Genomic DNA, 13,342 nt, shown 5'->3' with positions numbered 1-13,342 from the left:
CATCACTCCTCCTCTTCCAGGGGCCAGTCGGCGCGGAGCCCCGCGTAGACGACCCGCCCCAGCGGCGGCCTGAGATCGCCGACGACCCCCGGCTCCTGATGTGAATCAAGCAGGTTCCTGACCCCCACGTACGCCTGAGAGCCCGACCAGACCTCGCGCGCGATCCGCAGATCGACGGTCTCGTGGGCCGGTGATCGGGTGTCCGCGTCGACGAACGCGTCGGACGCGACTTGAGCGCGGAGACAGGCCTCGACCTCCCAGGGCAGGATCGCCCGGAGCGAGGCGGTCACCACGTGCGGCGGCCTGCCGCCGAGCGGCGCGTCGATGACGTCGTTGCGCGTCCAGAGGTAGTCGTAGGCGACCTGGCCGCTCACGCGCTCGCCGAGGCGCACAGACCCCGAGGCCTGCGCGCCGAACGTCCGCGCCTCGCCGAAGTTCTCATAACGATAGTCGACCGTCGCGCCGGACGAGCTGCCGCGCGCCACGTCGAGATCGATGAGGTTGTCGACCCAGTTCATGAATGCGCCCGCGCGCAGCGTCGCCTCGGCCGAGGGGCGGTAGGTGACGTCGGCGTTCACGCCCCACGACGTCTCGGGCGCCAGGTCCTCATTCCCGAGGACGCGGTAGCCGTACGCCGAGTGATCGAAGACGAAGCCGAGCTCCTTGGCCGTGGGCGCGCGGAACCCGCGGCCCACCGAGGCGCGCAGCTGGAGCGCCTCGAAGGGGCGGAACGACGCCGCGAGGCGCGGCACGATCGCCTGCCCGGAGCGCACGTCCGCCTCGGCGCGGACGCCGGGGAGCACCGTGAGCGTCGGGCCGAGCTTCCACTGGAGCTGCCCGTAGAGCGCCGCGCTCCCGAGCGTTTGCGGCGCGACCTCGGTCGCGGGCCGCATCACGACGCCGGTGCTCAGGCTCTCCGTCTCTGTCGACGTCTGCTCGAAGCTCCCGGCCTCGGCGCGCGCCCCGAGCACCCAGGTGCGCGGGCCGTCCGCGAGCGCGGCCACCACCTCTGCGCTCTGCATGCGGGCGCGCCGCGCGTGCCGGGCGCCGATCCGCGAGCCGCGCTGGATGGCGGCCGTGGCGTTGTCCACCCACTGCCGGCCCAGGGTGAGCCGCAGGCTCGACCCGCCGCCGAGATCGATCGTCTCCAGCAGGTGGAGCGCGAGCCTGTCGGTCCGCGCGGGCTCGTCGAGCAGGTACCGCCCGCGGAGCGGATCGGGCCGGGACAGGACGCCATCCAGGCGATCGCGCACCCACCGGGCGCGGGCGCGGACGTCGATCCGCCCGGCGAGCGTGGCCCCGGCGCGCGCTCCGATCGCGCTCCGGGATGTCGCTGGAATGCGGGTGTCGGGGACGCCCGGGGCGAGCGTCACCGCGTCGCCCTGGGTGAAGCTCGCGTCCGCGCCCGCCCAGGCGGACTCTCCGCGGTAGGCCGCGCTGCCCTGGAGGGAGAGGCCGAGCGGGCTGCGCCCCTCGACCCGCGCGCGTGCGCTCGGCCCCAGGAGCCGGGGAGGCGCCGTGAGGATGTTGACGACCCCGCCGATCGCGCGGGACCCGTAGAGCGCGCTCGTCGGGCCGGTCACGATCTCGATCCGCTCGACGTCGGCCGTGGAGATGGCCGAGAGGTCGATGGCGCCGCCGATGTCGCCGATCACCGGCTCGCCGTCCTCGAGGATGAGGACGCGATCGCGGTCGAACCCCTGCACCTGGATCGCGCCGACGTACCCGAGGTGCCCGTACGCCCCCGGGTTGACCTGCACGCCAGGCTGCGTGGCGAGCGCCTCCGCCACGTCGGCCGCCCCGCGCCGCTCGATCTCGTCGCGCCCGACGACGTCCGTCTTCACGGCCGAGCGCTGCGCGCTCTCCGGCGTCCTCGTGCCGGTGACGACCACGGTGACGCCGGCCGTATCGGGCTCGCCCGCCCGGGCGTCCTCGCCGCGGGCGCCGCGCTGCGCGCCGGAGGTCGCGAGCAGCAGCGAAAGGGCCGTCGCCGCGGGCCTCACGGCGAAAGCCCGCCCGTGCCGCCGTGCGCTCGCCCGGGCTCGTCAGCGCCCGCCACCGACACCCGCAGAGCCTCCGCGCGACGTATGAATAATGAAAATGATTTTCATTATTCATACGTCGATGCCCTGGATCCGGGGTTGAGTCAAGACAAAAAAGTCCTGCGCCACAGTGGGCCAGCCCTGTCCCTGCGATCGCGGGCGCTGCACCGGCGTGAGTCACCGCCGCGAGAGCGACCGTCTCCGCGGGGTTCGATGACATCGGGGCCCCTGGCACAAGCGCTGCTGCGCCGGGGCGCATGCGTTATCACCAAATTTCTTCAGTCCTCATACCCCTGTCCGTGGTCGTCGCCGGCTGCTCCTCCGAGAGCACCGTGCCCGACCTGTTGCCCCTGCCGTCCGGGTGCAGCGATCCGGAGACGCCGGGGTGCGTCCTCACCTCCGAGAAGCAGCGGATCCTCGCCCCCTCGGTGCCCGACGCCGATCGCGAGGCGCTCGCCGACGGCAACACGGCGTTTGCGCTCGACCTCTACGGGAAGCTCGGCGCCGCGCCGGGCAACGTCTTCTATTCGCCGCACAGCGTGTCGAGCGCGCTGGCGATGACGTACGCGGGCGCGCGCACCGAGACGGAGACGGAGATGGCGAGCGCGCTGCGCTTCACGCTGCCCCAGGAGCGGCTGCATCCGGCGTTCAACGCGCTGGATCTGGCGCTCGAGAGCCGCGGCGAGGTCGCCGAGGGGCAGGACGGCGAGGGGTTCCGGCTCAACATCGCCAACGCGCTCTGGGGGCAGGCCGGCTATCCATTCCTGCCCGCGTTCCTCGACGTGCTCGCGGAGAACTACGGGGCCGGGATGAACCTCGTCGACTTCGGCCAGACGACCGAGGCCCGGGAGATCATCAACGGATGGGTGGCTGAGCGCACCGAGGACCGGATCAAGGACCTCCTGCCGGAAGGTTCCATCAGCGGCGCGACCCGGCTCGTGCTGACGAACGCCATCTATTTCAACGCGGCGTGGAAGTTCCCCTTCAAGGAGGAGGCGACGGACATTGGCGACTTCACGCTGGCGGACGGCTCCACGATCTCCGTGTCGATGATGGCCGGCACGTCGGAGGTCCGCTACGGCGAGGGCGACGGCTACGCGGCGCTCGAGATGCCCTATGACGGCGACGAGCTTTCGATGGTGCTCGTGCTGCCGTCCGACATCGAGGCGTTCGAGGACGGCCTCGACGGCGCGCGCCTCGACGGCGTCCTGGGCTCGCTGGAGCCGCGGAACGTCACCATCGGGCTGCCGAAATTCAAGGTGGAGTCGACGTTCGACCTCATCCCGCCCCTCATGGATCTGGGGATGAGCGCCGCCTTCGGTGCCGCGGATTTCTCGGGGATCGACGGGCAGCGGAGCCTTTCCATCTCCGCCGTGATCCACAAGGCGTTCGTCTCCGTGAACGAGGCGGGCACGGAGGCCGCGGCGGCGACCGCGGTGGCCCTCGACGAGAGCGGGCCGCCCGAGCCCGCCGCCATCCGCTTCGATCGCCCGTTCTTCTTCTTCATCCGGGACAACGCGACGAGCGCGATCCTGTTCGTGGGCCGCGTGTCCGACCCGTCGCCGTAGCGCCGCGAGGCCGCGCGTCCGGCGCGCGGGCGCGGCTCACCCGGCGGTCGCCTCGCGCAGCGGGGCGCTGGCCTCGGCGCCGCGCCCGTCGAGCCTCCGGAACTCCCGGCCGACCAGGAGGACCACGAGCACGAAGATCGCGATGTCGATCGCGGCGTTCGCCCAGAACACCCCGCTCACCCCGGCGATCTTGGGCAAGAGCCACATCAGGGGGAGATAGAACACGAGCTGCCTCAGCAGGGCGAGCGCGCTCGCGAGCTTCGCCCGCTCCACGGAGGGGAAGAACACGAGCGCCATGAAGACCCACGGCATGACGGGCAGGGCGAGGACGGAGATCCGGAAGTCGAGCAGCTGCTGCGCGGCGAAGTCGAACCCCGGCAGCATGGAGCCGAGGACGGCCTCCGGGGCCAGCATCATCGAGACCCAGAACGGCAGGAGCAGCACGAGCCCGGCGATCGAGAAGTGGCTGAAGGCCTGCTTCACCCTGCCGTAGCGCCGCGCCCCGTAGCTGATCCCCTCCACGGGCTGCAAGGCCCGCATCAGGCCGAACAGCGGCGTCATCATGAACAGGGAGATGCGGTTGCAGGCGGCGAAGAAGGCGACGTCGTGCTCCGTGCCATAGGTCGACACCGCCCCGTAGACCACGAGGTTCTGGACGACGCCCATGATGCACACGATCATCGCCGGCATGCCCAGGGAGACGATCTGTCGCCGGATCGCCGGGTCGATGCGGATCGTGCGCCAGGCGGTGTCGAACGAGGCGCGGCCCCTCGCGTAGTACAGGAGCCCGATGGCCGAGTAGACGAACATGGCCGCGTTGGTGGCCCAGGCCGCGCCCTGCACGCCCCAGCCGAACGTGTGGATGAACAGCGGCTTCAAGGCGACGTCCACCAGCAAGCCGAGGGAGATCATCCAGGCCGCCGTCTTCATCTTGCCTTCGCCGCGAACGGTCATGTTCACCGCGAGGCCGTGCACCCAGAACAGCGAGCCGAGGGCCGTCGCCTGGAAGTACGCGGTGCCGTGCGCAAGGATCTCCCCGCTGCCGCCCATCGCGCGCACGAGCGGCTCTGCAAATGCATAGGCGAGCACGGCGTACGGCAAGCTGACGAGGAGCGACAGCCCGTTCACGCTCCCCAGGAGGCCGTGGAGCTTGCCCCGGTCGTCCGCGCCCAGGTAGATGCTCAGCGCCGTGCCGGCGCCGGTCCCGATCAGGCTGCCCAGCCCCAGCGTGAACTGCGACAGGGGATAGGCGATCCCCACGCCGGCCAGGGCGCTCTCGTTCATCAGCTGGCCGACGAACACGGCGTCCAGGAACGAGTTGAGCCCGTACAGGACCATGGCCAGCACGGCCGGCCACGAGAGCCGCCACATCACGGCCTTCAGGTCGCCTTCGAGGATGAACTGCTTGTGCGCGTCTCTATCGCTCATGGCACAGGTCTCCGTTGATCCGGCCGCATCGACTCCACGCGGCCAGGGCGGCGCGCGCACGGTACCTCGGCGGTCCCGGAGCCGGGAAGCGAGCTGATCGCGTGACGCCGCCATCTCGAGGGCGCAGGCCCGAGCGTCCGGAGGCGCCGTGAACCGTCAGCAGAATGGGCTCGTTCGGCGCCCGGTCGGAAAGAACGAATCACGTCTCGGCCGTCGCCGATGTCGGGTTCAAGGCGTCATCTCGAAGGGCTGCGCGGCTTTCGCCGACGCGCCGGCCGTCGCCGCGAGGCCGCCGCGAGGCGCTTCTGGATCGCCGCCTGCGTTTCGCGAGGCAGCGTCGCGATGTACTCCGTGGACAACGCGCGGAGCACCGCGTCCGGCAGGGCGAGCACCGCCTGCGCCTCGGTGAGCCCGGCGAGCCGCTGCTCGGGGGCGAGGCCAGCGAGCCGCTGCTCGGGGGCGAGCCCCGCGAGTAGCTCCTCGGGGGCGAGGCCGGCGAGCCGCTGCTCGGGGGCGAGACCCGCGAGCCGCTGCTCGGGGGCGAGCCCCGCGAGTAGCTCCTCGGGGGCGAGGCCGGCGAGCCGCTGCTTGGGCGGCACCCGCGCGACGAGGCGCGCGAGGACCTTCTCGAAGCTCTCGACCACCCGCTTTTCGTCCTTCATGTGCCGCTTCCTCTGCCCCGGGAGCGGACGTCGAAGCTGCTCGACATGCTCCAGGAGCGCCCAGAACACCGCGATCTCCGCCGGGGAGAGCGCCGGGATCCCGCCGGGGTCGGCGACCATCCCAGGCGTCACAGTGTACAGCAGATGGTCGCCCTTGCGAGCGTTCGCCGGCACCGTCTCCACCACCCGCAGCGGGAAGACGCAGAGCCGACCCTCGTGCGTGCCCGGTCCCGTCGGCGTGAGCGCGCAGCCGAGGGACCTCAGCGCCTCGACGAAGCGCGGGGTCAGGCGGGGCGCGGAGCGGCTCGCGCGCGAGCTGAAACTCCGAGATGCACTGATACCAGCCTGCGGGCAGCACGTGCTCGAGGAGCGCAACGAGCACCGGATGCCACGCCGTGTAGACGCGGACGCGACGGCGCCCCTGCGGCGAGCGCGTCCCGCTCTTCGTCGCTGTGCGCGCGGCCTTCGGCATGAGGAGCAGCGCTACCACGACCGCCGCCGACAGGCGAGCTCGTGGCGTGAAGCGGTGACGCTGGCGGCGCAGCGCGGTGCCCGCCATTCATGGCCACCAGCACGATTACGTGGCGCCCGGAGTTGTCGTTCCGGTGAATGCATCCCAGGCCCGAATGTAAGCGCGCGCCTCGGGTCCCAGATGAGAGACGACGCGCGCAACGGCGGCGGGGGCATCAACGCTGTGGGCGCAGATGGCCTCCAAGAGCCCTGTCGCGACCGCATCTGCCTCTGGGCCGCTTCCCGACAGCGAATGCTCCACGAGCCGCGAAACCTTGTCCAACGTGGTGTCATCGAGATCGGATTCAAGTTGGACAAGCGTACGACCGATGTGGCCGAAACCGACCGTTATAGGGACCGCATCGGGCTCCCAGTAGGCGACGACCTCAGACACCGCTTCCCGCAACTTCGGGTGGCAAGCGGCAAACTCCTGGTACGGGTTGAGCGAATCTGCCATCAACGTTCTCCTGCTCGGAGAGGGCCCCCCTCGACGTCCAGGCCGTATGGGGGCTTCGTCATGTGGCACCTATGCTCGCGAGCGGCTGTCGGCTGCCGCGAAGGCGCTATTTCGTTAGACATGGGCGATTTTGCGACCAAACCGGGCCATCATTTCCCTGGCGCGCGGAGATGAGCTCAGCTGGTTCGCCACCACCGGATGATCGGCCTTTCCTGCGTGTTCGATCGCAATCACGGCCTCGGCTGCCGTGTCCACGTCTCGATCGAGCGCTCCGGCGAGCACGGATACCGTCTCGTCGTCGTTCCAGCCGATGCGTCGGAGGGCATGGATCGCTTCCGCCGAGAGAATTTCGGTTGAATGGCGAGCGGCGTCGCGCAGGAGAGGCTCTAAACTGATGGCCTGTGCTCCCATGAGTCCGGCGGAGATCAGAGCGCATCGGTAGACCTCACCGAAGCTCCGGTACGAATGCCCGAAACGATTGACCGCCGAGCCATCCAAGACCGATCGGATGGCAACAAGAGCCGGCGCGCCCATTTCTGCCATTCGGTGCGTGGCGAAGACTCGAGCCGCAGGATCGGAGAACAGCGTGATGAGCTCTTCCGGAGTCTTGGCGCTTAGATCCGGCTTCTCCATGATTCCTTCGTCCTCGCCAGGCAACGAGCGCTGGGTAGCCCAGTCTAGTCCATCGGGCCTGGTTCCGCATAGCACGCGAAGCCTGGCCCCACCGAACCCGTTCGATCGAGCCCTAGCGAGCCCCCCAGGGACGCCATTCGTCCAGGCATCCAGGCCACGCCCCCCGCCGCTGGCGCGTACGAGCAAAACATTGGCTTCTGGGAGGAAGCGCGCCAGCGCCGATCTTCGCATCTTCTCCCCCGTCTCCGGGGCAGGACGCCCCGCGATGCCATCGAGAGAGGAACCCACCATGTCGAAGCTCATCCGCGCCGCCGCTGTCGCCTCGTTCACCGCCCTCGCCGCCTGCGCCTCGGAGGCCGCGGGCCCGGGCGTGCCCGCGGAGGGCCCCTCCGGCGCGCCGGCCGCGCGGCTCGCCGCGTTCACGTCGGACGCCGCCGGCTTTGATACACGCTCGTATTACTACGACACCGGGCGCGAGGTCGTCGTGTTCGACGCCCAGTTCACGGGAGCGTACGCCCGGAGCGCCATCGAGCAGATCCGCCGGGAGACGCAGAGCCCGATCACGTACGTCGTGGTGACGCACCCGAACCCGGACAAGTTCAACGGCACCTCCGAGTTCCAGAAGATCGGCGCGAAGGTCGTCGCGAGCCGCGCCACCGCGGGCGCGATCGACGAGGTCCACGCCTACAAGAAGGCGTACTTCATCGGCGCAGGCATGTTCACCGAGGAGACGTACCCGCCGAAGGCCGTCGTCGACGTGACGTTCGAGGGCACGTACTCGCTCCCGCTGCAGGCCGGCGCGGTCGAGCTGCGCGAGCTCGAGCACGCCGGCATCTCGACGACGCAGACCGTCGCGATCGTCCCCTCGGCCAGGGCGCTCGTCGTCGGCGATCTCGTGCACCACAAGGCGCACGCGTGGCTCGAGGGCGGCATCCGCAACGGCAAGCCGTCGCCGGACCTCGCCTCGTGGCGCGCGGCGCTCGACGAGCTGCTGGAGTTCGACGGGCTCACCGTTTATGGCGGCCGGGGGCAGACCGCCCCGGTGCGCGCCGCGGTGGACGAGCAGAAGGCGTACCTCACGGGGATGGAGTCGCTCGTCGAGCGCTACGTCGCCTCGCTCGGCGCGAAGAAGAGCGAGCTCTCGGGGGCCGAGGCGTCGAGCCACCACAAGCAGATTGCGGCCCTCGCGAGCGCCGAGTTCCCTGACTACGATCTCGCCTACATGGTCGAGTACGGCGTCTACGGGCTCGTGAACGCGATCGCGAGCAAGTGAGGGCCCCGGCGCGGCCGCCCGGGCGCGCTGTTCGCTCGCGCGCGCCGCGCCGCTTCACCTCGTGGGCGCTTCGTTCGCTTGTGCGCGAGCCCGGTAGTCCTTCGGCCGCTCGCCCGTGAAGGCGGCGAACGCGCGGGTGAACGCCCCCAGGCTGTCGAACCCGACCGCGACCGCGACGTCGGTGACGCGGGCGCCGCCTCCGGCCAGCAGCTCCATCGCGTGCAGCATCCGGGCGGTGCTCAGGTACTCGGTCCACGTTGTCTGCGCCTCCTCGACGAACCGCCGTGACAGCGTGCGCGTCGAGGTGCGCGCCGCGCGCGCGGCGTCGTCGAGGGTCGGGTGTTCGCCGAGGTGCTCGCGCGCGAACCGCATCGCGCGGGCGAGCTCGGGCGAGCGCGCCACCGGCAGCTTGAACGGGAGCGGCTCGGCGACCCACTCCCGGCACAGCGCCCCGAGCGTCTTGAAGAAGAGCGAGGCGGTCGCGTCGCGCCCGCCGTGGTCTGGCCCCCAGCGCATCGCGTGGAGGACCATCTCTCGCGCGAGCGGTGTCACCGCGAAGACGCGGCAGTCGACGCGCTCCTCGCCTTGCGGGTCGCCGGAAGGCAGCGGCACCTGGGTGAGCCGCGGCGACAGGTACACCGTCCGCAGCGCGACGGGCCCCGCGGCGTGCGCGCGGTGCATGACGTGAGCCGCGATGAACGCCGCGCGCTGCGGCGGCAGGATCCAGTGGGCGCTGCCGACCTCGAGGTGCAGGACGCCTGCGCTCGCGTAGAGCAGCTGGTGCTTGCGGTGCGCGTGCACGTCGCCGCTGAACGGCAGCACATCGTCGGCGAGGCCGAACGCGGGCAGGTCGACCGCATCGACGTCGACCGGCGCGCGCGGCGCGGAGCCCGACGCCCCCGGCGCAGGCGAGCCGGCGAGGAGCGGGGTGGCCGCCTTCAAGACGCTCTCGGCCGGAGGGGGCGTCGTGCTCACCCCGCGCGCGGCCTGCCTGTGGGCAAGGCGGGTTGGACTGCTCGATCCCATGCTCGTTGAGATGATAGGGCGGAATTCGCCGCGAGGGCGCCTGGCGAGGCGGTCGCCCCACAGAGCGGGATGGTTCGGCGGGCGGGCACTGCGCCGGGAGGGCCAGGCGGGGGTGTGTACATCCTGATGTTCCCGCTCCGCGCGCTTCGAGGGTAGGATGGTGGAATGACGCGTGTGATCGTCGCCGGCGCTGTGGCGTGGACCAAAGTGGACGCGATCCGGCGCGAGCTGGCGAAGCTTCCTGTGGGGGCGACCGTGATCCACGGCGACTCGCCGGGCGCGGACGCCCTGGCCGGGCGCGTCGCAGCCGATCTAGGGCTCTCCGTGGAGCCGATGGCGAAGAACAAGGCGGACTATGCGAAGTACAAGCGTGGTGCCTGGAAGGGGCTCAACGAGCGGATGCTGGCGAGCGGGGTAGTGCGGGTGCTGGTGTTTCATCCGGCGGTCGACAAGAGCCGCGGGTCGGGACACCTCGTCGGGCTGGCGAAGGCGGCTGGTGTCGAGGTGAGCGTGTTCGTGGAATGAGGGGCACGGAGGGCGCGGCTGGCAGGAGTGCAACGGATGAGAGGTTCTGGGACATGACGGCAGCTTGGCGACAGCATCCGAGGCTTGAGGGGCGTTTCCTCGTCGATCACCCGGACGATCTGCAAGTCCTGGTTCATGATGGTGGACCGCGGCTCACCGATCGCCGTCCGGAGCTTGTCTGGGTGCGGGTTACCGCATGCGACGGCGATGTCTTTACCGCTCGGGTCCTGAACCAGCCGCACCAGTTGAAGACCGTCAGCGAAGGCGCAGAGGTTCGGTTCATTGCGCCGACCGGCGGCGAGCACTTGCTGCAGGCCCGCGAGCGGTACCTGCGAGAGCGCGCAGACTGGATCATTGGCCCGTGTAGCAAGTGTGGCTTGGACGAGCTGTTCGACGCGCCTTCCGAGCTGATCGCGAAAGTCTTCCCGAATATTCCTGCTGGCGCAAGAATGGACGCATTCAGCGCCTTCTGCGGTGCCTGTGGCGGTGTCCAGCTGGTCCAGCACAAGGACTTCAGAGAGGACCACGGTGGGGGGCCGGACGAGCAAACGGAAAGGCAGTCTCCGGGCAAAAAGTGGTGGCAATTCTGGAAGTGAGCCATTGCGGGATCACCGCGCGCCGCCGGACGCGGGCCGTGGGCGGCGCTCGGCGGCGCACGCCGGGGGCTCCGCCGTGCGCTGTCGCTCCGCTCTGGGCATGATCGCCTTGCCCACGATATCGAGCGCGAGCTCGATCCCTGCGGCCAGCTCTCCGACCGTGTGCATTCCGGACATGTCCGCGTCGATCTCGACCAGGGTCTTCGCCAGGCCGGGGCGGACCCCTGTGAGCACCACGCTCGCCCCGAGCAGCCGCACAGCGGCTGTGGTCTTCACCAGGTGTTGAGCGATCTGCGCGTCCACCGTGGAGATGCCGGCGATGTCGAGGAGGAGGACCCGCGCTTGCTCCTCGCTCACGCGCTGCAGCACGGCCTCGATGATCTGCTGCGCGCGCTGATCGTCGATGGCGCCGATCAGGGGCAGGAGCAGCACGCCGTCGTGGACGCGGATGATCGGCGTGGACATCGCGCGGATCGACGCTTCATGGCGCCTTAACACGTCGAACGTCGTGGAGAAGTACGCGTCGAGCGCCAGGGAGACGTCGAAATAGACCAGCTTCTGGACGCTCGTGAACGCGCGTACCACCTCTGCAGGATCTCCGATGTCCTCGGAGAACGCCTCGAGCAAGAGGTGCATGTACCGACGATACGCGCCTAGGTACCACGTGGGCTCGACGCCGATGCGCGCGTGCGCCGCGCCGACGTGCAGCCGGTGCTCGACATAGGCTCGGTCCAGCTTGCCGGTGAAGAGTCCCAGGAAATACTCGCGTTGCAGGCGCTTCGCGCGGCGAAGGGAGTCGCCGTCGCGGAAGAGCTGGCGCGTCGGCCCGAAGGCGAGCAACAGCTCGTAAAACGCGTCGACGATCGTCTCGGTGCGCTTCTCGGCGTGCGGCCGCAGCGCCGCGATGCGCGCGAGATCTTCGTCGGTGATCTGGAAGAACGCGCGGCGATCCTCGACTTCGCGCTCGAGCGGGCGCGGCCATATGCTGTCTTGGGCCATGATGGGTCTTTGAAGAGGCGAAAGGGCGATAGCACGCTTCGGGCCAAGGCAGATATGTCCCGGTCGTATTCGCTCGCGGCGAGTGGCGGGCGGAGCGGTCTGCCCTCATCACGTGCAAGATCTGCGACGCCGCGCAAGGCGTGCGTGGTTTGCTGACGCGATCGGTGGGACGACGCGGAGCGCGCCGCTGGCCGCGCACGGTGAGCGGGTCCGGTGCGTCGGAGAGGCGCGCGCGTCAGCGCGCAGCCATGCCGGGAAAACCCGCCGAATGCACGGTGCGGGTCCCCTCGATCCCCTTCAGGTCGACGTGCGAGGCGCGCGGCGGCGCCCAGCCCTCGGCGGTGAGCAGACCGACGAGCTCGGCGTCGGCGGCGAGCGGCGCAGAGACGGTGAGCTCGCCGCCTGCGGAGACGCCGAGCAGGCGCGCCGCCGTGTTCACGGTGCGGCCGAAGTAGTCGAGGCGTTGGTTCAGGTTGACGAGCAACGCCGGGCCGCGGTGCATGCCCGCCCGGAGCACGAGGCGCTCGCCCTCGGGTCGGCCGGCGTTGTGGCCGAGCATGCCGCGCATGGCTGCGCTCAGCGCCGTCACCGCGGACCGCTCGTCCAGGAAAGTGGCCATGACCGCATCGCCGATGGTCTTGACCACCGCGCCGCCCTGAGCTTCGACGGCGCCGATCACGACGTCGAAGTGATCGCGCACCAGGTTGTACGCGGGGGCGTCGCCGATCCGCTCGTACAGCCGCGTGGAACCGCACAGATCGGTGAAGACGACGAGGACCGATCGGACCGTCAGCCGCTCCCGCGCCGACAGCACCATGCCGCCGAAGTAGCGCCGGTACTCCGGCACGTGGAGCAGCTCTAGCCCGCTGAGCCGCCGCGGCAGGCTGGCCGGATCGAGCTCGTCCTTCAGGACATCGTGATGAACGATGAAGCCGCACTGCGGCCAGCCGACGTTGGTGAGCGCGATCGTGAGCGGGCCGGGCCGCACCGCGAGCTCCGTCACGTCATACTGGGGTCCCGCGAGCTGCGAGATCGCGACAGCCTGCACCTCGTCTGTGGGCTCACCCTCGACGCGAAGGATGCCCTTGGCGCGGGTCAAGGGGCAGAAGTAGCGGTAGCGGCCCGGGGTGAGCACCTCGGTCGCCGCTGCGGTCTCGCCGAGCGCGGCGGTCAGACCGTAGCGGGGGTGGAGCGCCGACGGCGGCTGGCAAGTAGGGGGGAAGCCGAGGTCCTCGATGGACCGGCCGAGCGAGAACGTCACCTCGACGCGCGCCGCGATGTCGACGTCGAAGGAGTACTCGCACATCGGGCAGAACGAGACGGCGGCGGCCGTGGCGAGGTCGTCGATCGCCTCGGCCAGCATGTTGCAATGGCTGCAGTGGACGTCCCAGTGCATGTCGAAGAGGCCAGTCTGGGTGCCGTGCAGCAGGACGCGGATGACCGCGTGCGCGTCGAGCGCGGTGTCCGCCGCGACCACGTGGGGGTTGATACGGTAGCGACGGATGAGCGGCGCGTCGTGGAGCCATCGCTCGACCGCATCGATCTCGCCTGCGTTCACGGGGTGCTGCTGCCTGAGCCGCTCGAACAGGCTCTTCAGACGGTGGATATCCATGGCTGCTCCCC

General features: G+C 70.1%; 12 protein-coding genes. 4 read left to right on the top strand and 8 right to left on the bottom strand.

The features are described 5' to 3' along the window. Positions 1 to 2 precede the first annotated feature (2 nt). Positions 3 to 2,003 carry a TonB-dependent receptor plug domain-containing protein gene (locus WME79_RS23135; RefSeq protein ID WP_437539035.1) on the bottom strand — a complete coding sequence of 667 codons (2,001 nt, stop codon included), beginning with the start codon at positions 2,001 to 2,003 and terminating at the stop codon, positions 3 to 5. 371 nt (positions 2,004 to 2,374) lie between these two features. Between WME79_RS23135 and WME79_RS23130 the strand changes: the two genes are divergently transcribed. Then, on the top strand, positions 2,375 to 3,610 hold the full coding sequence (locus tag WME79_RS23130) for a serpin family protein (RefSeq protein ID WP_437539033.1): 1,236 nt from the start codon (positions 2,375 to 2,377) through the stop codon (positions 3,608 to 3,610). A gap of 36 nt (positions 3,611 to 3,646) precedes the next feature. Here the strand turns inward: WME79_RS23130 and WME79_RS23125 are convergent, their stop codons facing one another. The 4 genes from WME79_RS23125 to WME79_RS23110 form a co-directional block, all read right to left on the bottom strand. Then, positions 3,647 to 5,038, bottom strand: a complete 1,392-nt coding sequence (locus WME79_RS23125; RefSeq protein WP_437539031.1) for an MATE family efflux transporter — start codon at positions 5,036 to 5,038, stop codon at positions 3,647 to 3,649. 236 nt (positions 5,039 to 5,274) lie between these two features. Further along, positions 5,275 to 5,874: a hypothetical protein gene (locus WME79_RS23120; RefSeq protein ID WP_437539029.1), complete on the bottom strand. Its 600-nt coding sequence runs from the start codon at positions 5,872 to 5,874 to the stop codon at positions 5,275 to 5,277. 403 nt (positions 5,875 to 6,277) lie between these two features. Then, the gene (locus tag WME79_RS23115) at positions 6,278 to 6,667 is read right to left on the bottom strand and encodes a hypothetical protein (RefSeq protein ID WP_437539027.1); all 390 of its coding nucleotides are present in this window, start codon (positions 6,665 to 6,667) and stop codon (positions 6,278 to 6,280) included. A 114-nt stretch (positions 6,668 to 6,781) separates the two neighbouring features. Continuing rightward, entirely contained in the window at positions 6,782 to 7,300 is a 519-nt protein-coding gene (locus WME79_RS23110; protein ID WP_437539025.1) for a hypothetical protein, read from the bottom strand. Between the two features lie 289 nt (positions 7,301 to 7,589). On the opposite strand from WME79_RS23110, the gene WME79_RS23105 reads away from it, so the two are divergent. Next, positions 7,590 to 8,573 carry an MBL fold metallo-hydrolase gene (locus WME79_RS23105; RefSeq protein ID WP_437539023.1) on the top strand — a complete coding sequence of 328 codons (984 nt, stop codon included), beginning with the start codon at positions 7,590 to 7,592 and terminating at the stop codon, positions 8,571 to 8,573. Positions 8,574 to 8,627: 54 nt separating this feature from the next. Here WME79_RS23105 and WME79_RS23100 read toward each other — a convergent pair whose 3' ends face one another. After that, positions 8,628 to 9,548 carry a helix-turn-helix domain-containing protein gene (locus WME79_RS23100; protein WP_437539021.1) on the bottom strand — a complete coding sequence of 307 codons (921 nt, stop codon included), beginning with the start codon at positions 9,546 to 9,548 and terminating at the stop codon, positions 8,628 to 8,630. Between the two features lie 216 nt (positions 9,549 to 9,764). On the opposite strand from WME79_RS23100, the gene WME79_RS23095 reads away from it, so the two are divergent. Both WME79_RS23095 and WME79_RS23090 read left to right on the top strand, forming a co-directional pair. Next, entirely contained in the window at positions 9,765 to 10,124 is a 360-nt protein-coding gene (locus WME79_RS23095) for an SLOG family protein (protein WP_437539019.1), read from the top strand. A 53-nt stretch (positions 10,125 to 10,177) separates the two neighbouring features. Next, the gene (locus tag WME79_RS23090) at positions 10,178 to 10,720 is read left to right on the top strand and encodes a hypothetical protein (protein ID WP_437539017.1); all 543 of its coding nucleotides are present in this window, start codon (positions 10,178 to 10,180) and stop codon (positions 10,718 to 10,720) included. A gap of 12 nt (positions 10,721 to 10,732) precedes the next feature. Here WME79_RS23090 and WME79_RS23085 read toward each other — a convergent pair whose 3' ends face one another. Both WME79_RS23085 and WME79_RS23080 read right to left on the bottom strand, forming a co-directional pair. Continuing rightward, positions 10,733 to 11,719 carry a protoglobin domain-containing protein gene (locus tag WME79_RS23085; protein ID WP_437539015.1) on the bottom strand — a complete coding sequence of 329 codons (987 nt, stop codon included), beginning with the start codon at positions 11,717 to 11,719 and terminating at the stop codon, positions 10,733 to 10,735. Between the two features lie 235 nt (positions 11,720 to 11,954). Next, the gene (locus WME79_RS23080) at positions 11,955 to 13,331 is read right to left on the bottom strand and encodes a DUF5939 domain-containing protein (protein WP_437539013.1); all 1,377 of its coding nucleotides are present in this window, start codon (positions 13,329 to 13,331) and stop codon (positions 11,955 to 11,957) included. Between the last annotated feature and the right edge of the window lie 11 nt (positions 13,332 to 13,342).

The sequence above is a fragment of the Sorangium sp. So ce726 genome, assembly GCF_051521405.1.
Lineage (GTDB): Bacteria > Myxococcota_A > Polyangia > Polyangiales > Polyangiaceae > Sorangium.
Note: the sequence above shows the minus strand (reverse complement) of the source record. Positions and strands in the feature narration are given on the sequence as shown.

Bases quoted from the DNA above. Each gene is read 5' to 3' on its own strand.
- WME79_RS23095 (WP_437539019.1), top strand. From the start codon at position 9,765: ATGACGCGTGTGATCGTCGCCGGCGCTGTGGCGTGGACCAAAGTGGAC.
- WME79_RS23125 (WP_437539031.1), bottom strand. From the start codon at position 5,038: ATGAGCGATAGAGACGCGCACAAGCAGTTCATCCTCGAAGGCGACCTG.
- WME79_RS23080 (WP_437539013.1), bottom strand. From the start codon at position 13,331: ATGGATATCCACCGTCTGAAGAGCCTGTTCGAGCGGCTCAGGCAGCAG.
- WME79_RS23090 (WP_437539017.1), top strand. From the start codon at position 10,178: ATGACGGCAGCTTGGCGACAGCATCCGAGGCTTGAGGGGCGTTTCCTC.
- WME79_RS23115 (WP_437539027.1), bottom strand. From the start codon at position 6,667: ATGGCAGATTCGCTCAACCCGTACCAGGAGTTTGCCGCTTGCCACCCG.
- WME79_RS23110 (WP_437539025.1), bottom strand. From the start codon at position 7,300: ATGGAGAAGCCGGATCTAAGCGCCAAGACTCCGGAAGAGCTCATCACG.
- WME79_RS23105 (WP_437539023.1), top strand. From the start codon at position 7,590: ATGTCGAAGCTCATCCGCGCCGCCGCTGTCGCCTCGTTCACCGCCCTC.
- WME79_RS23085 (WP_437539015.1), bottom strand. From the start codon at position 11,719: ATGGCCCAAGACAGCATATGGCCGCGCCCGCTCGAGCGCGAAGTCGAG.